This is a genomic window from Butyrivibrio sp. INlla18, assembly GCF_900103635.1.
Taxonomy (GTDB): domain Bacteria; phylum Bacillota; class Clostridia; order Lachnospirales; family Lachnospiraceae; genus Butyrivibrio.
Genome location: NZ_FMXK01000003.1, coordinates 231,758 through 252,663, shown reverse-complemented (window position 1 = coordinate 252,663; position 20,906 = coordinate 231,758). Strand labels below are relative to the sequence as shown.

Below are 20,906 nucleotides of genomic sequence, written 5' to 3'. Positions count from 1 at the left end.
TTAAATCTCCTCGTCATAATCATTTGATCCAAGTTCAACCTCAATTCCCACTTCTGAAAGGCATCTAAAGAAGTTGAGCATTACTCTGTGGGTCTTGTATGGTGATACTTCGCCAAAGGTCATCTTATCTTTAAATGAGCAGACGCAGACCTGCTGGGAAGCAGCTGTCATAAAGGCACTGAATCTGTCTATATATTCCTCAACCTCTTTTGGCATACTGATCCTTCCAAGATTAGACATAGAAGTTGTGACGCCCTTCTTGGCCGCTCTGTCAAACCTGCCAATGGTGAAATCCTTGATAGGAAGCGGAACCATTTTGATTGCAAGGTTATGCTCAAGAGCTGAATATGAATTCATTGTCTTTTCAATGTTCTCTGAAGAGAGCTTTTCTTTAAAGTCTCTATCTACAGGATCTATGATGCTCTTTAAATTTCCATCATAATCTGCAGGGTTGTAATCGATATTTATTACGCCAAAAAAGTTTCTGGCTGTGCCACTTTCGTAGAACTGACGAAGGTTAACAGGTACGCTCACAACAACATGTTTTTTTCTCTGAGATCTGTTCATGGTCTGGATAACAGCCTTGATATATAAGGCAACGCAGAGAACTCCTACTGTTGTATCGTATTCATGGGCAAGTCCAAGGAATTTACTGCTTGAAACTGTACCCTCTAAAAGATGTGGTAAAAGGTTGTCATCAAGCTCTCCTGTTAACTGATAAGCCTTAACAGATGACATCTCTTTAAGCTGCTTTAATCCCTTTCCCTTACTGTAGTTATCAGTAAAGGCGTCCACATTCTTTTCCTCGATTGAAAACTCATCTATCGGCTTAATATCTTCATTTAGGTTATGCACCTTCTGAAGATACCTGATAATAAGGCTCTTAAAGAACATGAATGCTCCGGTTCCATCAGCAAGAACATGGAACATCTCAAGGTTTATCCTCTTTTCAAAAAAGTTGACTCTGTACAAAAGGTTCTTGTGACCTGGAATGTACAGAGGAAGGCAGGCTGGTGAATGTTCCTCTTCTACCACCGGCTTAAGGTCACTATCTTCCAAGTAATACCAGAAGATTCCCCTGTGAAGAACACAGTTAAAGAATGGAAATTCCTCTATAGTCTCATCTACAGCTGCCTGCAAAATATTCCCATCTACTTCTTCATTAAGCTCGCAGGTAAGTCTGAACACTCTAGTGTTAGCCCCCTTTGCAGTAGATGGCACTATCTTGGCCGCATTATCAAGCTTATACCAGTTCTTATTGTTACTCATACTATCTAATAAATCCTTATCTTTTAAAAATGTTCAATTCTGTCAGTTACTACGTCCATAGACGCCTTACTGATCCTATAGATCACATCCTCAAGGGATATGAACTTCTTGCCCCTTATAAACTTGAGGTACTTTGGAGTAAATCTCATCTTGATACCTCTTGGCTCAATTCCTAGGTTAACCTTTTCCTGAATGGTATTGCAGGTATCCTCAGGATCATGAGCAAGGCTCTTATTCAGGATGCAAAGTAGTGTCCCCGCAGTTCTTACAAATCCCTCTATGTTTGGGTCAAAGCTTACATCAATTGACTGCAAAGCCCCAACAGACCACTTCTTTATATTGTGATATATACCATATTCACAGTCAAGTTCTACAAGCTTTTCATTCATGGCATCATAGAGCCACACTTCATTGCCCTTGACGAACATATCACTTACTATGAAAAGACCTCCATCAAACGGGAATTTGATTCCTGCATCGGCGCAGCCTGTCAGCATAACATTGGCATTTATCTCAGCCACATATTCCTCGTCGTAAACCTGCTTATCCTCAATTCTTTCACTTTCCTGGTGTTCTATCTTATAAGCATATGAAGAAGGGCTCTGAACGTTAAACCTGTCTGTACCACATTCTTCAAATGGTCCAGAAACAGGGTGTATTCCCCTCTTTCTACCAAAGTAGTCAACATCTAGCATGATGCTGCTGCCATCAGTATTTTCAAATCTCTGCTCAGGTTCAAATGCAAATCCCAAAAAGTCAGAATTAACAGGCATTGTGAAATTCCTTGGCAAAAACTCATAAAGATTAGTGTGAAGAGTGTAATTACCTTCATTTTCATCAATATAAAGACTTATCTTGTGGTCCTTATCAACATGAGAAGCCACCTCATGGTCACAAGGTCTTGCGCCGTTAAAATACGCATTACCTCCAAGATATACAGGAAGATGATCATAATACTGGTCTCTATATGCCCTGCTCTTAGTTGTATTTTTACTAAACTTTCCAAAATACTCTGATGGTCCTGGGAAGTTATTATATGGCAAAGTACCGCAGATAAAATTGTTTTTATCTATAGTATCTATGCTCTTTCCTACGCAGTATTCCATAAGGTCCTGTCTAACAGTCTTTTGTACAAAGACATTGTTATAGAACCTTGCATCTCCATGGAGTATAGTCATAAATCCAGCTATCATCGTAGAATGTGGAACATGATATGGCGTGTATCTGTCAGATGCTAGCCTCTTAGTTCCATTATCCGCTCCTTGTCCTACATAGGTAAAAGAGCCAGCGATAAGATTATGTACAAATGCTATTCCTTGAGTGCTGAGCCTAGCCGCAATATCTGACAAAAGCAGATTGTGATCAACAAGTGTTGGGCCATGGGATACTTCGATAAAGATATCTTCTCCAAGTGAAAGCTCAGAATCTATTATAGTTCCTGCTGGAGGAACATTATCATGAAGGAAGTTCTGACTAACTCTTGTGCCCTGTGCTTCCCAATCAAGCCATATACCTCTTGTACAATGATCTATATGGTTTCTCCTTATCTGAGTATCTATTGCTGCATGCAGCTTGATACCAGCAATTTCAGCTCCCTCAATGTCATGCTTGTTATTGATCCTATGAATATGGTTATCCTCTATAACAGCAAAGGCTCCTCCTAAATGTCCCACAATACCTGCCTGTCCGCAGTCGTGGATATCGCATCGTCTGATAATATGCGATCCTACTGTTTCTTTATCCCAGCCATCATTAACAGCCTGACATACACATTCCCTCTGTGTCTGAGTTCCATCCTTTAGGAAGTGCGTTGTCCACTTATTGTTGTTGCCGCTCTGATAGTACTTGCCCAGACTAATACCACAGCACTTTGACTCGTAGATCTCGCAGTCCTCGATTATCCAGCCCTTAGCCCAGCCTGGTCCTACCATACCTTCCTGCATTGCTGTAGGAGGTGCCCAGTTAGTGGCAGCGTTTCTAATGGTGAATCCACTTAAAGTTATATTGTTTATTCCCATATCTGTAGGGAAAAAGCACGCTCTCCTAACACTAAGCTCTACATTTTCAGTATTTGGATCCTTTGAGCCGAAATTGGCATAGATTATGGTGCAGTTATCTTCCTGAGCCGTGAACCAGACATATTCCGTCATCTCAGGTTCCCAGGATCTCTTATCCCTAACTGGATGCATGCAAAGAGAAAGATCAAACACCTCATGCATTGATCTTCCGTTTAGATATAATTCTCCTGTGTGATGTGGATCTGCTTCTTCCTGATACCAGTCTCCTGATATTTCTGTGGTATATGGATTATATGAACCAAAGAAGCTATTTGGAATTCGCACACGCCAAACATTTTCAAAGGCTTCCCAGTCCCTTATCTCTTCTGAACCGGTAATAATAGCCTCTCCTTTGGTGGTGCTCTTATAGACTATTCTATTGTCATCAAGCCCTGAAAATTTAGGCCTGACCCACTCTCTGTATACGCCAGGTGCTACGAGGACTACATCTCCCGCCTTAGCTATATCCGCTGCTTCAGAAATAGTTTTAAAAGGATGTGAGATGGAGCCATCTCCACTTCTAAGGACGTTTCCAGCAACATATATCTGCATACACCCCTCCAATCTGCAAGTAACAACTACTGCAACATGCAAAAAACCTCTGTATACTATATAATTATATCATGTTTAAAGCATTAGAGATTGGAGATTACCATGGCACGAATGAAATTTATCTACGCTATAGCAATACTTTCTGCCTTTATTTTGGCAGGTCTTTTGATCAATTTTATTACTTCTTTGTTCTGATCAATAAATGCCCATTTTCTTTTGTTTGTATAGATCAGAATCCGCTCTTGCTATAAAGGCCTGAAGAGATATTGGTGCCTGATAGTCGTACTGAGCAATACCTACACTAACAGAAATGTCATAAGCCGTTCCAAAGGTTTCTGACAATCTCTTTACGTTGTGTTTGATCTGATCAGCAAGCCATGAGGCTTCTGCTCTATATGACATCTCTGCGATTATCGCATACTCATCTCCGCCATATCTGGCCACAAAAAATCTGCTTCGTGGTCCCTGGCAGGTTTCTTTAATAGCGTTTGCCACTCTTACAAGGGTTCTATCACCTTCTAAATGTCCATAGACATCATTAATATTCTTGAGCTTATCAATATCAACTATCAAAAGAAATAGTGAAGTTCCAGGCTCTTCTGATCTCATCTTCTGAGCAAGATACTTAAACATCTGATTTCTGTTATTGAGCTGAGTAAGTGGATCTAGTGAGATCAGGTTGTCTGTTGAAGTAATGTAAACATAGAGCACAGCCGCAACTGCTCCATAGCATAAAAGAGGTACTCTCCAGAACATTGCCTGTAATACACCAAGTAAAATAGGCGTTATAGGGAATACACCTATCATGAAATAAATGCTCCTGTCAGCGTATCTATCTTTATTCAAAGCTCTGACAAAAGCCTTTATAGAAGCAGCAAGCATATAGCCAAAAGGAACTACTATCAGTATGAGATAGAGTTTGCCACCAACGAGCTTGTTGTTCTCATCTACGTAAAACACAAGTCCTGTCTTGTAAGCAGTAAGACAAAAAGCTCCAGCTATCCATACAGGAATACTAAGAAGCACTCTATTAACAAACTTTTCAACAATAGTATCCTGCTGAAGAGTTTCAGATAAAATAAACCATATATACGACGCCACACTTAGTAGCATATAAGTAAATATGTTGGATAAGTATAGAAGCGGTTTATTACTGGTGATCACTCCGCCATCCACAAGCGCCCAGAAAATCTCCGCAAGAAAATAGAGCATCAATACAAAGATGATGTCTCCAAGATATACTTGAGAAAGCTGTTTATTTACGCCTTTTGCAATCTTATATAGTAATATTGTCAGCAAAAACATGCAGGCAATATGAGCTTCTACATAATAAAAAACATACCCCAAAGCTTAAAACCTCCAACCACCGGCATAGTATAAATTCTAACATAAAACGTTTAAGTTGTAATAAAAAATCGGCAGTTTTTATACATTCTTAAGAATTAAAAAAAGTGAAGTCCCAAGGACTTCACTTTTATACCCCATCTGCAATTGCTTTCAAAGCATCAAATTCTGATTCGTATACACCACCCATTGCCTCAAGATCTTCCCATGTGTACCAAGCCCCGCTAAGCTGCACTCCTCTGATTGAGATATCCGTCGCGATCACCATGAACGGCTTATGATTAACAACGATGTACGCCGTTCGATTAAGGCCAAATGGAGTGACAAAAACGTGGCCAGTCTCTATTAAATGATTTATTTGATCTAAGGATAGATCTTTAGATAATGGCATTGTTCTCAAGATTCAAATCTCCATAAAAAAGAAACACCAGCGAGTATAAAATTATTATACTCTCTGGTGTGTTGCGTGTAAATTCGTTTATATTTATTTAAGATTTGGTATAGTCTCTTTCTCCAAAGATGCCTGTTCCAACCCTCACAAATGTAGCACCTTCCTCGATTGCCACCTGATAATCCCCAGTCATTCCCATGGAAAGAGTATCCATCTTGACGCCAGGTATGTTCTCTGCATTGATCTTATTCATAAGTTCTCTGAGGCCCTTAAAATATACTCTGTTACTCTCAGGATCTTCTGTATATGGAGCAATAGTCATAAGCCCTCTGATGCGTATATGCTCTCTACCACATATCTCCTTAACAAAACCTAGTGCCTCCTCTGGAGAAAGACCAAATTTAGTATCTTCATGGGCCATATTTACTTCGATCAAGATATCTGCTATAAGATCATGCTTGGCGAACTGCTTCTCAATCTCATCTGCAAGCTTAACATTATCAACTGAATGGATCATGCAGACCTTTCCTGGAAGATACTTGACCTTATTGGCCTGAAGATGACCTATCATATGCCAGTTAAGTGGCTCAGTTATCTCTTCTGTCTTATCCCTTATTTCCTGAACTTTATTTTCACCAAAAGTCTTTATACCATATGCCATAGCTTCTCTAATATCCGAAACAGGCTTGGTCTTACTAACTGCAATAAGTGTTACTTCACTTCTATCTCTACCTGCTCTGTCACAGGCCTTTTTGATATTTTCTTCAACAAGATCTAGATTTTCTCGAATCATCTGCACTCCCTAGCTGTCAAAAAGCTCTTTGTTTTTCTTTATTTTTTGTTTGGCTTATTATATCATATTTATGATAAGAAAGTATTAGTATGAGGGGTTAATATCATGAATGTCAATGACATTTCCAATGGCTCAATAGTCAAAATATATGCAGCCATAAACGGCCACAGCATTGTGCTAATGACTGAGGCTATCTTTGGCGTCTCTGCCGGACTCATTGTTAAACCAATGGAATACTTTGGTAAATACATGCAGCTACTTGAGCCTTCTCAGGTTCAGATCCGTAACAAAAGAGATGGCCGCGTATATAAGTTCATGTCTACTACTATTACCCCCGTTAAGACAAGATATGGCAATTTCCATCTCATCAGATGTTCATCCAAGTTAGAGCCCGAGAACTCCAGAAGGGCTGAGAGATTCTACATCGAAAAGCTTGGTCTCATGTCTATAAACGGCAACAACTTGGACCTCAAGAACTGCATAGTTCATGACCTTTCCATGAGAGGCATTTCGCTTATCATTGATAGAGACACCGTCCTTAAGCCTGGCGACAAGCTTGCCGTCATGTTCAGATATGGTGCTTCTTTACACAACTATGAGATCAACACTGTAGTTGTAAGGAACTTTTTCGTGGACCAGAAAAAAGCCGTTGGATGCAGTATCTCTAATGTAAGCGTTGATCTTATAGGTCTTTTATCCCAAAAGAAGCATGAAAAATACACTAAGCTTGACGAAGTACCTGCAACTGATCTCAATCCTGATATTCCAAAGCAGCAGCAGATCATGGAGGTTGAAGAAGACCTTGCCAAGAAGATGATCCCAGAAAAGAAATCTGCTCTCAATATTTCATCTCAGGGCACTAATCCTCTTGATCCTGCAAACTTGGAGCACATCACTGACAAAACTCTTCGTCAAAAGAAACGTGAAGAGCACATGGAGAAGCAGGCAAAAGAAATTGAGAGTCTATTAGATCTTAGAGACGTATAAAAAAGGGTTGTCGTAAATTACGACAACCCTTACTTTTTAATACTTAATATCAGAATCTGATCTGCTTTTCTACCATATGAACAAACTCAACGTTGTTTCTAGTCTTGGAGAAGAGGTTGATGCACTGATCAACTGCATCGTCTGCCTTCATACCATTGAAGCCCTTTCTCAGGCCGTTGATAGCTGAGAGCTCCTCTGGTGTAAGAAGAAGATCCTCTCTTCTGGTGCTGGACTTTGGAATATTGATAGCAGGGAAGATTCTCTTTTCCTGAAGCTTTCTATCAAGAACCATTTCCATGTTACCTGTTCCCTTGAATTCCTCGTAGATAACATCATCCATCTTGGAGCCTGTCTCAATAAGAGCAGTTGCAAGAACTGTAAGGCTTCCGCCTTCTCTCATGTTTCTGGCAGCACCAAAGAATTTCTTTGGCATATGAAGTGCTGCTGGATCAAGACCACCTGAGAGAGTTCTTCCTGATGGAGGAACTACAATGTTGTAAGCTCTTGTAAGTCTTGTGATAGAGTCAAGAAGGATAACAACATCCTGTCCATGCTCAACAAGTCTCTTAGCTCTTTCCATGACCATCTCAGCTACTCTCTTGTGATGCTCAGGAAGCTCATCAAATGTAGAGTAGATAACTTCTGCGTTTGGTCCCTCAACTTCTTCCTTGATATCTGTTACTTCCTCTGGTCTTTCATCGATCAGAAGAATGATAAGGTGCATATCTGGGCTATACTTAAGAATTGACTTAGCAACCTCTTTGAGAAGTGTTGTCTTACCTGCCTTAGGAGGAGATACGATCATACCTCTCTGTCCTTTACCGATTGGGCTGATAAGATCCATGATCCTCATTGCTACTGATGAACCTGGCTGTTCAAGCTTGATCCTTGAATTAGGGAAGATAGGTGTCATCTTCTCAAAATCCCATCTGCCGCTGGCAACTTCTGGTTTGTAACCATTTACTGTATCGAGTCTTGAAAGAGCAGCAAACTTATCTGTCTCTTTTTTGGCTCTGCATCTACCTCTTAAGATATCACCAGTCTTTAAGTTAAACTTTCTGATGATACTAGGAGCTACATATACGTCATTCTCACCAGGAAGGTAGTTCTCACATCTGATAAAGCCGTATCCATCCTGCATAACTTCAAGGATACCATCAGCGCTATCGCCATCAGCCTCATCGAACTCTTCCTCTCTAGGCTCAGACTTCTCAACCTTTTCAGTTCTAGGTCTCTCACTCTTGTCAGCTTCTTCATCTCTTTTGATAGTCTTAACTACCACATTCTTGTGACGAACAGGAGCTTTCTTTTCATCTGCTTCAGGAGCCTCAGTCTTCTTTTCTGACTCTTTTGCTGCGCTTGCAGCCTCCTTTTCATCCATCTCGCACATAAGGTCGATTATCTCTGACTTCTTAAGTGTTGTTGCTCCCTTTATTCCCCTTCTCTTTGCAATCTCACGAAGGTCACTTAATTTTAAAGTCTCATACTTTTCTCTCAAATCAATCTCCAATCTACGGAAAAGTCCGTTATCATAAACTCTCAGTCCTCTATATTCAGGTCATAATTTTTTCTGGGAAATATAAATGACTGCACCAAAAGATGCATTTAAATAAAACACTAGAAAAATTTTTACTTTATTTTATAGTAGTAAAATACAACATATAAATAAAAAAATCAACTATTTCATTTACTTTTTTGAAAAAGTAAAAAAATAAGAGGCTACAGAAAACTGTAACCTCTCTAATGATCGGAATTTTCAATTAATTAAAATTTCCATAAAGAATCTTTGCAAGTTCAGAGTTTTTATCAAGAACCAATGTCTTTTCACCTACAAGAGATTTCTTGAGAGCATCAAGACCTCTGATGTAGCTATAGAACTCTGCCTTATCTTCTGTGTCATATGCCTTTGACAATGTCTCCATGTAGGCTGACTCACCTTCTGCTTCAAGAACTGCCGCATTCTTTTCAGCCTCAGCCTTGATGATAGCAACCTGCTTGTCTGTTTCGTTGTGGATCTTCTGAGCCTCAGCATCACCCTGAGCTGTATAAGAAGCTGCGATATTATTTCTCTCTGAGATCATTCTCTCATATACAGCCTGCTTGTTGTCATCTGGAAGGTCAAGGGCCTTGATCTGAGCCTGCACTACAGAGATTCCGTAGCCTTCCATATCTGAGTTAGCTTCCTGTGTAATGAGCTGTGTAAGCTGCTCACCTCTTGCCTCGATGACTTCGTCCTGAGACATAGATGAGATAGCATTCTTGGTAGCATTATAAACAGATGCTTCGATTCTCTCTTCTGCTCTAGCCTCAATAGCATTAAGTGTCTGAACATACTTAAGAGGATCTTCTACTTTCCAGATTACATATGTATCTGTGATCATGGACTTTTTGTCCTTGGTGATAACATCAGATGCTGGAATATCATAAAGTATTACCTTTGCAGTGATTGACTGTGTACTGTCAATAAAAGGTGTCTTAAAATGAAGACCTGGCTCCTTGGCAATTGCAACGATCTTACCAAATCTTCTAACTGTAACATACTCATTCTGATGAACGATGTATGTTGATGATCCTAGTATGATTGCAAAAACTATGATCAATCCGATTATTATATAACTAACAAATCCGCCTTTTTTCTTTTCCATATTAACTCCTTAATCATTAAAGCTATCAAGTGGTAACATCTGCTGAGTAGTTCCATCAGTAATAATAACCTTGAGATCTGGAAGAAGATCTTCCATTGTCTCGTAGAAAAGTCTCTTCTTGGTTATGTATGGCTGAAGCTTGTACTGCTCATACATTTCATTAAATCTTGCTACCTGTCCTTCAGCTTCTGCGATTCTGGCCTGCTTGGCTGCTTCTGCATCCTGAACGATCTTATCAGCAGCAGCTTCTGCCTTAGGAAGTTCCTCGTTCTGATATTTCTTGGCGTTATTTACTGCAGTCTCTTTGCCCTGCTTAGCAGTCTCAACTGACTTAAATGCCTGAACGATCTCTTCTGTTGGTGGCTCAGCATCCTGAACGGAAATGTTAACTACCATAAGTCCAATGTTCTTGTCTGCAAGTTCCTTCTGAAGTGTCTCTTTTACCTCTGACTGGATCTGACCCTTAGCTGTTGTAAGAACATCATCTACAGCGTATTTGACTACTGTATTTCTGATGCAGGCAAGGGCCATGTTCTTCATGATGGTTTCTGGGTTCTCGCTGTTGTAATATGATGCAACAGGATCACTTACTTTGTATTCAAGGTAAAAGTCTATATCAACAAAGTTGAAATCAGAAGTGATCATCACACCTTCATCATCTACTGTAATATTCTGACCATCCTTGATAACATAGCCGATTCCAATACCATGAGTAGTCATATCAACAAGATGAACCTGCTGAATGAATGGCACCTTAAAATAAAGGCCAGCGGTATCTACTCTAACAACCTTACCAAACATAGTAAGGATAGCCTGCTCCTGTTCTTTTACAGAGTAAAAGCTACCACTGACAATACTTATAGCAAAAATGATAGCAATGACTATAAGCACACTTTTAAAACTAAACTTCTTTTTTACTTCGTTAGCATAAAATTGCTTGTTTTTCTTGTTCCCTAACATATAACCTCTCTACTTTCATAAGAAATATATTGTTACACAAATAACACTTTTTCTATTATACATAATCGCCCTATGGATAGTAAATATCCATAGGGCGATTATCATTATGTTCTCATTAAGTTTTTTGATAAATCCAATCTGAAATTACTGGAAGTTTGTAATAAGAACAACGATCCTTGCTACGAAGAGAACAAATACTCCCCACATGATAGGACTAACATCCTTAGCCTTCTTTGTAGCAACCTTAAGAAGTACCCACGCAAGTACTGCAAACATGATACCTGTAGCGATTGAGTATGCAAGAGGCATCATAACTACTGCAAGGTAAGCACCAACTGCATCTGCAATATCTCCATCAAACTTAACCTTAGAGATACTCATGAGCATAAGCATACCAACATAGATAAGAGCTGGAGCTGTAGCAAATGAAGGAATTGCAAGGAAGATAGGGCTAAGTACGATTGAAACAAGGAACATGCAACCTGTTGTGAAAGCTGTAAGACCTGTTCTACCACCTGCTGCAACACCTGCACTTGACTCTACGAAACTTGTTACTGTTGAAGTACCAAGAAGAGCACCTGCTGTTGTACCAACAGCGTCTGCAATGAATACCTGACCAACTCTTGGAAGATTTCCATCTTTGTCAAGAAGGCCAGCCTTGTCAGCTACACCTACAACAGTTCCAACTGTATCAAATAGATCTACATACAGGAAGCTAAAGGTAATAGCAATAAACTGAATAAGGTGTGAGAATGCCCAACCAAAATTAAGCTTGAATGCTGTCTCAGTAATTCCACCAAGCTGAAGTCCATTTGAGAAATCTGGGAAAAGATTTGCTGTATTATATGCACCACATGCCTGAAGGATCATACCAATGATCCAGATGCTGATGATACCGATAAGAACACCACCAGTTACATTGTAGTGAACAAGAACAGCAATGATGATAAGTCCGATAAGTGCAAGATCCATATCAAGATCTGCGAAACTGCCAAGTCCTACGATAGTAGCATCGTTTGCTACGATAATGTGAGCGTTCTGCATTCCGATAAATGCGATGAAAAGACCGATACCAGCTGATATACCATACTTAAGGTTCTGTGGAATGCTGTTGATGATCTGCTCACGGAACTTGAAGAATGAAAGAATAATGAAAATGATACCCTCTACAAATACTGCTGTAAGAGCAATTGTAAATGGGTTTGCTTCATTTGCAAGCTCGCCAAGGCATACTGTGTATGCAAAGTAAGCGTTAAGTCCAAGGCCTGCTGAAAGACCGATAGGATAGTTTGCAAGAAAAGCCATTACGAAAGTTGCTATTGCTGATGCAAGGGCTGTAGCAACAAATACACCACTTGCGTTCATTACTGTTCCCAGAATATTTGGGTTTACGGCAAGAATGTAAGCCATAGTAAGGAACGTAGTAAGTCCAGCCAGCACCTCCTGTTTAACAGTAGTGCCATGCTCTTTGAGTTTGAAACACTTCTCCAACATCTTTTTTCCTCTCCTTTGAAAAAAAACAATTATATTGTTATTACACTTGAGACTTATCTGTTGAGAATACGTCCTACAGTGTATACAACCTCATAAATATTGTCATAAAACTCAAACAACACATGCGCCATGACAGATATATAGATATTCTTGGTAACAATATATGCGATGGTTACTGGAAGAGCCATAATGATCCACTCTAAGATTCCCAAAGGTCCATGTGCTCTTGTGAGGGCGCATAATATCAAACTAATGATCGTAAATATAACTGTCTGTGACTTACTATCAAAAGATATAAGAGCCTTTCTGAAGAAGAACTCTTCAGCGACAGGCTTCATAACTATCATCATAAGTGCATAAAAAAATGTAGGGATAATATCGTTGTGAACAATAATACTAACTGTATCCTCTTCCACGTAATAGGAAAAGTTCATAGATAAATAAACTCTGAGCTTACTTACAAAAAAAAGACCTGCAAAAGTAAGTAAAACAGGAATCCAAAACTGTACTAATCTTCCAAAATTTTTATATAGTTTTCTGAATGAGAATTGTTTGTAAATGAAGTAGAAGTATATCAGTAATCCTAAATAAAACCCAAAGAATAAGTGAAAGGCCTGTTTAGGCAGTATAAATGTCGCTATAACAAAAGCCAATTCCCATATAAATGGTAAATATAAACGTTTCAAGGCACTCTCCTCTGTTTATTAAAGAAATACTCCATTTATTATAAATATATGCGTTATCAAGGTCAATCCTCTTTTACATATTAAATGTATCATGCTAAAATGTTTTGTCAGACAAAGAAAAACGGAGTTATATTATGATCTTATCAGTACATAATCTATGTAAATCATTCGATGGAAAAGACATTTTAAAGAATGCTTCTTTCCATATGGAAAATAACGAAAAAGCAGCGATCGTAGGTATCAACGGTGCAGGAAAGACAACTCTTATCAAGATGATAATCGGTGAGCTAACTCCTGACGATGGAGAGATCACCTTCTCAAAAGGCATCACTTGGGGATATCTTGCTCAGAATCAGAATATCGATACTACAAACTCTATTATGGACGAACTTACAGAGGTCAAAAGAGACATCATAGAGCTTGAAGAAAATATCCGCGAAGCTGAAGAAGCCATGAAACACGTATCAGGCGATGAGCTAACAGACCTTATGAACAAATATACCCAAATGAACGAGAAGTTCCAAAGAGAGTCTGGATACGCTTGGAAAAGTGAGGTTCTCGGCGTAGCTAAGGGTCTTGGCTTTACCGAAGAGGAATTTGACAAAAAGATAAGTAACCTCTCCGGCGGACAAAAAACCAGAGTTTGCCTTGGTAAGCTCCTACTTCAAAAGCCTGATCTTATCATCCTCGATGAGCCTACCAACCACCTTGATATGAACTCTATCAGATGGCTTGAGAACTATCTTCTCAACTACAAGGGCGCTGTTCTTATCGTATCTCACGACAGATACTTCCTTGATAAGATAGCTGGTAAGATCATTGAAGTTGAAAATACAAAGGTCAGCTCTTTTACCGGCAATTACAGCACCTACGCAGTTAAAAAGGAGCAGGTACGCGCCACACAGTGGCACGCTTACATGAAACAGCAGCAGGAAATAAAGCACCAGGAAGAGGTTATTGCTAAGCTCAAGAGCTTCAACAGAGAAAAGTCCATTAAGCGAGCTGAGAGCCGCGAAAAGATGCTTGATAAGATTGAGGTTCTTGATAAGCCTATCACTATTGATGACAGGATGAAGATATCTCTTAAGCCTAACTGCGAAAGTGCCAATGACGTTCTAAGTGTTGAAGGAATCAGCAAGTCATTTGGCAACGAAAAGCTCTTTTCAGAAATAAGCTTTGAGATCAAAAAGGGCGAACACGTAGCTATAATCGGTGACAACGGAACTGGCAAGACTACAATGCTCAAGATGATCAATGGCGTAGAATCCCTTGATGGTGGCAAGATCGAGCTTGGCGTTAAAGTTCACATCGGCTACTACGATCAGGAGCACCACGTTCTTCATGATGAAAAGACACTTTTTGAAGAAATTTCAGATGCTTATCCAACACTTAACAACACAGAGATCCGAAATACTCTTGCTGCTTTCCTATTTACAGGAGACGACGTATTCAAGAGGATTGGTGATCTCTCAGGTGGAGAAAAAGGCAGAGTCAGCCTTGCCAAGTTAATGCTTTCAGACGCTAACTTCCTGATCCTGGATGAGCCCACAAACCACCTTGATATCACAAGTAAGGAAATCTTGGAAACAGCAATCTCTGGCTATGAAGGAACTGTCCTTTATGTAAGCCATGACCGATACTTCATCAACAAGACCGCTACAAGGATCCTTGATCTCACCCACGGAACTGTTGTTAACTATATTGGAAACTACGATTACTATATGGAGCACGCTGATGAGCAGAATAACAGGCTCTTTGGTGAAAGTGCAGACCTAAGCGGATCTACCCTAGCTTCTGGAAGCTTTAAGTACGAGTCATCTAATGCTGCAGCTACTCCTGTTCCTACCGTTACTACTACAAATGCAGGTGCCGCAGACTGGAAAGCTCAGAAAGAAGAACAAGCAAGAAAGCGTAAACAGGAAGCTGCTCTTAAAAAGTGTGAAGAGGAGATTTCAAAGCTTGAAGCTAGAGACTCGGAGATAAATGAACTTCTGGCTGATCCTTCAATTGGAACAGACCTTGCCAAACTTCGTAAGCTCTCAGATGAACAGGCAGAAATACAAGACAGATTAGCAGCCCTCTATGATGAGTGGGAAGAATTATCAATGTAAAAAAATGGAGTAGCCAATTGGCTACTCCTTTTATATTACTTATTAAACTCTTCTGCTATTGCATCAAGGAACTCTTCACTTCCAAGCTTAACTGGATCTGGAAGTGTTGTGATAAGAGCAAGATCTCCAGTCATGCGACCTGACTCGATGACTGATAATGTTGCCTTCTCCATCTTGTCTGCCCATGAGCAAAGCTCTTTTATTCCATCAAGCTCTCCTCTCTTTCTGAGGGCTCCAGTCCAAGCAAAGATCGTAGCTACTGGATTGGTGGATGTTGGCTCTCCCTTGAGGTACTTGTAATAATGCCTCTGGACGGTACCGTGAGCAGCTTCATACTCGTAAACACCTGTTGGTGAAACAAGTACTGATGTCATCATAGCAAGTGAACCGAAGGCTGATGATACCATATCACTCATAACATCACCGTCGTAGTTCTTGCAAGCCCAGATAAATCCGCCCTTTGACTTCATTACTCTTGCAACTGCATCATCTATAAGTGTATAGAAGTATGTGATACCAGCTTTTTCAAATTCTTCTTTGAACTCTGTCTCAAATACTTCATCAAAGATCTCTCTAAATCTTCTATCGTATGTCTTACTGATAGTATCCTTTGTTCCAAGCCAAAGCTCTTTTTTCTCAGAAAGAGCATATTTGAAGCAGGCTCTTGCAAAGCTCTTTATTGATGAATCTTTATTGTGAATACCCTGGATGATACCAGGCTCATCAAATTCATGAATAGTCTCTCTTACTTCAGTTCCATCAGCTCCTGTAAATACAAGCCCTGCCTTACCAGGTCCTGGAACTCTAATCTCAACGTTCTTGTAAACATCGCCATAAGCGTGACGAGCAAGTGTAATAGGGCTTGTCCATGTGCGGACATTTGGCTCTATTCCCTTTACCATGATAGGAGTACGGAAAACAGTTCCATCAAGAATAGCTCTGATAGTACCATTTGGACTCTTCCACATCTTCTTGAGTCCATATTCCTTAACTCTTTCATTGTTAGGAGTTATGGTTGCGCACTTAACAGCAACTCCATATTTGAGAGTAGCATTGGCACTGTCTACAGTTACCTGATCATCTGTCTCGTCTCTATGCTTGAGACCAAGATCATAATACTCGCTCTTAAGGTCGATATATGGCAGGATAAGCTTGTCCTTGATCATCTGCCATAAAACTCTGGTCATCTCATCGCCATCCATCTCGACGATAGGGGTTGTCATGTTGATCTTACTCATACTCCAAGGCTCCTTTGTAAAAAAATGATTAGTCGAACATTTCCAAGAGTCCCTTATCCACCATATTCTCATAGGCATTGATCATATGCTGATTAGCAAGCTCTTCTGCCTTATCTGGATTCTTTTCCTTGATCGCTTCCATGATGAATTTGTGCTCTACGTTGGAAACTGCTCCTCTGCTGCTAGAAAGAGTCTTTTGTCTAACTCTCCAAACGTACTGATGATAATCCTTGAGAAGGTGCTCAAGCATCTTGGAATTACATGATTCATATAAGATGTTGTGGAATCTGTTATCAAGCTCAGCCATCTGCTCCATATGTCCTCTGGCAGCATGGAACTCAGCAAGATAGATATTCTCTTCCATCTCCTCAAGCTGTTCCTCTGTGATATTGTCGCAAGCCCATCTCGCGCACAGACCTTCGAGCTTGGATCTGATCATGTAGATATCTTCGATGTCCTTGACCTTGATTCCAGTAACATAAGCTCCTCTGTTAGGAATTATCTGAATAAGACCTTCAAGCTCAAGCTGTCTGAAAGCCTCTCTTACAGGAGTTCTGCTGACTCCAAGTTCCTGACCGATAGCTACTTCTTTGAGCTCTTCATGGTCCTTGTATTTGCCGTTCAATATGTCTTCTCTGATTCTGTGGAATACACGCCCCCTCAGAGAATACTTGTCTGTAACTTCCTGTTTTAAATCCTGATTTTCCATGTCTCTCCTTCAGTCTTTAAGAAACTGCTACAATCTCGCCCTCTTTGACAACAATTCCAAGTTCTTTGCCGACACTTTTGATCTCGCTTATAAGCTCTTTATCAGTCATTACTGTAACTCTTCCGTTAGCATATTCATTGTCAACCCACTCTTTTATCTTGACTACAAGTGGTGATGACTTAGAAAGAGCATGCTCATCCCTAAGCTTGTAATGGATATTGATCCAATGAGCTATACCTGCAAGTCCTGATGTATTAGATACCGCACTTACTGGTGGCCTTCTAAGGAATTTGTCTGTATCAAAAATGTTGTAAATCTCTTCATTTTTCAAAAGACCATCTGCATGAATTCCAGCTCTTGTAACATTGAAATTCTTGCCTACAAATGGTGTGTTAGCTGGTACTGTAAAGCCAATCTCTTTCTCGTAGTACTCTGCAAGATCTGTAATAACAGTGGTTTCCATACCATCCAAAGTACCTTTGAGCTGGGCATATTCAAATACCATAGCTTCAAGTGGCGTATTACCTGTCCTCTCTCCAATACCAAATAATGAAGTATTAACGGAAGAACATCCATAAAGCCACGCTGTTGTCGAATTTGTAACAGCCTTATAAAAATCATTATGACCGTGCCACTCTATGAGTTCACTTGGTACACCTGCGTTTGTGTTGATCGCATAGATGATACCCTGAACACTTCGTGGAATAACTGCACCTGAGAAGTTTACTCCATATCCCATAGTATCGCAAGCACGAATTTTGACCGGAATACCATATTCATCTTTGAGCTTCATAAGTTCTACACAGAATGGAACTACAAAGCCGTAGATATCCGCTCTAGTAATATCCTCAAGATGGCATCTTGGGCTGATTCCTTCCTCAAGGCATGAACGAACAATACTAAGATAATGCTCAAGTGCCTGTTTTCTAGTCATCTTAAGTTTCAAGAAAATGTGATAATCAGAGCAGGATACCAGGATTCCTGTTTCCTTCATTCCTATCTCTTTTACCAGTTTGAAATCCTCTTCACTTGCGCGGATCCAGCTGGTAACCTCAGGGAATTCATATCCCCTCTCCATACATTTATAAACTGCATCTCTATCGCTCTTACTATAAAGAAAGAACTCACTCTGCCTGATCATGCCATTTGGGCCGCCAAGCTTATGGAGCATGTCAAAAATATCAACTATCTGTTTGGTAGTATATGGTGCTCTAGACTGCTGTCCATCTCTGAAAGTGGTATCTGTTATCCAGATATCCTTTGGCATGTTATGTGGAACGATTCTGTCGTTAAAAGGAATCTTAGGAACTTCCTCATAGGGAAACATATTTCTGAATACGTTGGGTTTTTTGACGTCATCAAGAATATACATATGCTCTTCGATCTGTAGCAGATTATTCTTGTTGTTCATGGTTACAGGTCGATTCTGAAATGCCGATACTTCGCTCATAATTATTTCCTCACCTACAATAACAATGACTTTGCGTATAATTGTATACAATCATACCAACAAAGTCAAGGAATAAAATTTAATAAGCTAATTGGTTAAAGTGATAAAGAGCCTAGACCATAAAAAGAATGAGTCGCAAAACTCACTCTTAGAAACTGCTCTTCCTTGTAAAATACTTCTTTATCTCTTCTATTGGCTCTGGTTTAGCGTAATGATAACCCTGAACATACTCAAATCCATGATCAACGCTATACTGATTCTGGCATTCATCTTCTACGCCTTCAACCAACGTAATAAAGCCGTTCTTTTTGAAAACTTCTATCATATAAGTAACGATATCGTCCATCTTGTCATCATCAAGAGCTTTATACAAAAGAGTCTTATCAAACTTGATAGTCTTGAAGGGACAATTCATAACTCTTTCTAATGATGAATAGCCTGTGCCAAAATCGTCCAAGTAGAACTGAATTCCCTGATCTGTAAGCGCCCTCATGTTCTTGGTAGCTATATCAAAATCTTCAAACATTGCTGATTCAGTAACTTCCAGCCTTATCTTTGAAGGATCAAAATCATACTGTCCCACAATATCCATTAGGTCGTCAAACATGTTAGCCTGAGACAGTTCTTTTGATGAAACATTTATAGAAATAGCATCAAAATCATAGTAGTTCTCGATGATGCTGATCTCTTTGCATACCTTCGTTAGCATAATGCAGGTCAGAACATGTATAGTACCCATCTGCTCTGCGATAGATATAAAGCTGTCTGGATAAATTAGCCTGTCTCCAACTTTAAGTCTCATAAGAGCTTCAGCAACTCTAAAAGTTCCTGTTCCTACGCTGTAGATTGGCTGAGCATAAACAACAACTCTCTCATCTTCCATGTCCTGTCTTGCTTTGATATCCTTTAATACCTTAGATATCTCATAATGCTCTGCAAAATCATCATAGTCCTGAGGCCCAGTCACATAGAAATGACTGCTGTTCTGCTCTTCAAATCTGTGCCCTATAAATCCAAAGAACTGTCTGACCTTTAATACATTGTCCAGTTCAGGTATTACCTTACCTGAAACCAGAGAATAATTGAATGGAATGTCCATATTGACCTTGGCTGCCTCAAATACGCCGCGAAGCCTGTCTATATACTCAAGCGCAGTCTTGTCATCCACATCTTCAATGACATTTATATACTTTTCATCATCTATCTTGTAGATCCTTATCTTGTCACTTATGGCTTCGATTTTTCTAAAGATTGAGGTGCCTCTGTAGATCATACCATTATCAATGCTGATGATATTCTCAATGTCAGGCATTTTAAGATATGCACATGCCACATAGATATTCCTTTTTCCAAGATACTTATCAAGATGAACATCAAGTGCGTATTTACTCTGGCAACCTGTGAGCTCATCATATGGAATACAGTGAAACAGGAGGAATCCAATAGCTAGTACCGGCACATAAGTTGTCGATGAAAAGACAAAATGACTGGTACCTACTGTAATAAACTGAGTTATGAGGATCACCATGTCTAAAGGAACAAAAAGACATACTGAGTGCCAGATCAGTCTGCTGATATCCTTCTTGTTGTTGACTGTAGCAATAAAGCAGGCCACAGCACAGACCATACCTGCTGCGATATAGTACCTCACAAAATGCGTGATATCTATTCCATCAAGTTCAAAGGTATATAGTCCACTGGCAGCTATCTCAAAAATAATACCTAAAACATAGATTATAGAAAGAACTACATAAAGAATAATGAATTCTTTCCTCTGACTGCGCCTTACAATAGACATCATGTTCACATAGGCAAATATGCAGAACAAAATGCCATTATACGTGATCAAAAATCCGATCAGCAAAAATGCAAAAACTATCTTATTATAAAAAGCTGCCGGATTATTAGCTACCATCAAGATCGTCATCTGCAACATCGACGCAATTATAGATAACACCGTGCCACCCAAAATATACCTATATCCATAAGTCTTCTTAGGTTCCGTATAAAACATCACAAAAAGCAGGAGCTCTGCCATCAGAAGTCCTGCTATCTCACCTATATAATTATATTGTACAAATCCCTCAATCATATTTTTATCTTAACACAAAAGAGAGAAAATCATACACAAATATTTGTAAAAACAATTTTCATCCCATCCCGCCCACAGCCTAAGCCCCACGGGGTGCCACCCTATGGCATATTATTTGTGAATCTCTG

The 20,906-nt window shown here is 39.7% G+C and carries 16 protein-coding genes; 2 read left to right on the top strand and 14 right to left on the bottom strand.

Annotated features, from left to right (window positions below; genetic code table 11):
- The 5 genes from BLS24_RS01165 to BLS24_RS01145 all read right to left on the bottom strand — a co-directional run bounded on the left by BLS24_RS01165 (nt 1) and on the right by BLS24_RS01145 (nt 6,406).
- Nucleotides 1-1,269: a hypothetical protein gene (locus BLS24_RS01165; protein WP_091755315.1), complete on the bottom strand. Its 1,269-nt coding sequence runs from the start codon at nt 1,267-1,269 to the stop codon at nt 1-3.
- A gap of 23 nt (nt 1,270-1,292) precedes the next feature.
- The gene (locus tag BLS24_RS01160) at nt 1,293-3,878 is read right to left on the bottom strand and encodes a right-handed parallel beta-helix repeat-containing protein (RefSeq protein WP_091755313.1); all 2,586 of its coding nucleotides are present in this window, start codon (nt 3,876-3,878) and stop codon (nt 1,293-1,295) included.
- A 195-nt stretch (nt 3,879-4,073) separates the two neighbouring features.
- On the bottom strand, nt 4,074-5,225 hold the full coding sequence (locus tag BLS24_RS01155; protein WP_091755311.1) for a GGDEF domain-containing protein: 1,152 nt from the start codon (nt 5,223-5,225) through the stop codon (nt 4,074-4,076).
- Nucleotides 5,226-5,352: 127 nt separating this feature from the next.
- The gene (locus tag BLS24_RS01150) at nt 5,353-5,622 is read right to left on the bottom strand and encodes a hypothetical protein (protein WP_072701813.1); all 270 of its coding nucleotides are present in this window, start codon (nt 5,620-5,622) and stop codon (nt 5,353-5,355) included.
- 88 nt (nt 5,623-5,710) lie between these two features.
- The gene (locus BLS24_RS01145; RefSeq protein ID WP_091755309.1) at nt 5,711-6,406 is read right to left on the bottom strand and encodes a YggS family pyridoxal phosphate-dependent enzyme; all 696 of its coding nucleotides are present in this window, start codon (nt 6,404-6,406) and stop codon (nt 5,711-5,713) included.
- A gap of 105 nt (nt 6,407-6,511) precedes the next feature.
- Here BLS24_RS01145 and BLS24_RS01140 point away from each other — a divergent pair, with 105 nt between their 5' ends.
- Entirely contained in the window at nt 6,512-7,393 is an 882-nt protein-coding gene (locus tag BLS24_RS01140) for a PilZ domain-containing protein (protein ID WP_091755307.1), read from the top strand.
- Between the two features lie 49 nt (nt 7,394-7,442).
- Here BLS24_RS01140 and rho read toward each other — a convergent pair whose 3' ends face one another.
- The 5 genes from rho to BLS24_RS01115 form a co-directional block, all read right to left on the bottom strand.
- Nucleotides 7,443-8,891 carry a transcription termination factor Rho gene (rho, locus tag BLS24_RS01135; protein WP_091755305.1) on the bottom strand — a complete coding sequence of 483 codons (1,449 nt, stop codon included), beginning with the start codon at nt 8,889-8,891 and terminating at the stop codon, nt 7,443-7,445.
- 262 nt (nt 8,892-9,153) lie between these two features.
- A complete protein-coding gene (gene hflC, locus BLS24_RS01130) occupies nt 9,154-10,038 on the bottom strand; it encodes a protease modulator HflC (RefSeq protein ID WP_091755303.1) in 885 nt (294 codons plus the stop codon).
- 9 nt (nt 10,039-10,047) lie between these two features.
- The gene (gene hflK / locus BLS24_RS01125) at nt 10,048-10,998 is read right to left on the bottom strand and encodes an FtsH protease activity modulator HflK (protein WP_091755301.1); all 951 of its coding nucleotides are present in this window, start codon (nt 10,996-10,998) and stop codon (nt 10,048-10,050) included.
- A gap of 144 nt (nt 10,999-11,142) precedes the next feature.
- Nucleotides 11,143-12,492, bottom strand: coding sequence for an NCS2 family permease (locus tag BLS24_RS01120; protein WP_330388150.1), 1,350 nt, complete (start codon nt 12,490-12,492; stop codon nt 11,143-11,145).
- Nucleotides 12,493-12,545: 53 nt separating this feature from the next.
- On the bottom strand, nt 12,546-12,926 hold the full coding sequence (locus tag BLS24_RS01115) for a CPBP family intramembrane glutamic endopeptidase (protein WP_091755298.1): 381 nt from the start codon (nt 12,924-12,926) through the stop codon (nt 12,546-12,548).
- 386 nt (nt 12,927-13,312) lie between these two features.
- Here BLS24_RS01115 and BLS24_RS01110 point away from each other — a divergent pair, with 386 nt between their 5' ends.
- A complete protein-coding gene (locus tag BLS24_RS01110; protein ID WP_091755296.1) occupies nt 13,313-15,289 on the top strand; it encodes an ABC-F family ATP-binding cassette domain-containing protein in 1,977 nt (658 codons plus the stop codon).
- Nucleotides 15,290-15,324: 35 nt separating this feature from the next.
- Here the strand turns inward: BLS24_RS01110 and BLS24_RS01105 are convergent, their stop codons facing one another.
- The 4 genes from BLS24_RS01105 to BLS24_RS01090 form a co-directional block, all read right to left on the bottom strand.
- Nucleotides 15,325-16,527 carry an NADP-dependent isocitrate dehydrogenase gene (locus tag BLS24_RS01105; protein ID WP_091755294.1) on the bottom strand — a complete coding sequence of 401 codons (1,203 nt, stop codon included), beginning with the start codon at nt 16,525-16,527 and terminating at the stop codon, nt 15,325-15,327.
- Between the two features lie 28 nt (nt 16,528-16,555).
- Entirely contained in the window at nt 16,556-17,236 is a 681-nt protein-coding gene (locus tag BLS24_RS01100) for a GntR family transcriptional regulator (protein WP_071175825.1), read from the bottom strand.
- 16 nt (nt 17,237-17,252) lie between these two features.
- Nucleotides 17,253-18,686 (bottom strand): 2-isopropylmalate synthase, encoded by a 1,434-nt coding sequence (locus tag BLS24_RS01095; RefSeq protein ID WP_091755292.1) that lies wholly within the window; start codon nt 18,684-18,686, stop codon nt 17,253-17,255.
- Between the two features lie 148 nt (nt 18,687-18,834).
- Entirely contained in the window at nt 18,835-20,778 is a 1,944-nt protein-coding gene (locus BLS24_RS01090) for an EAL domain-containing protein (RefSeq protein WP_091755290.1), read from the bottom strand.
- Between the last annotated feature and the right edge of the window lie 128 nt (nt 20,779-20,906).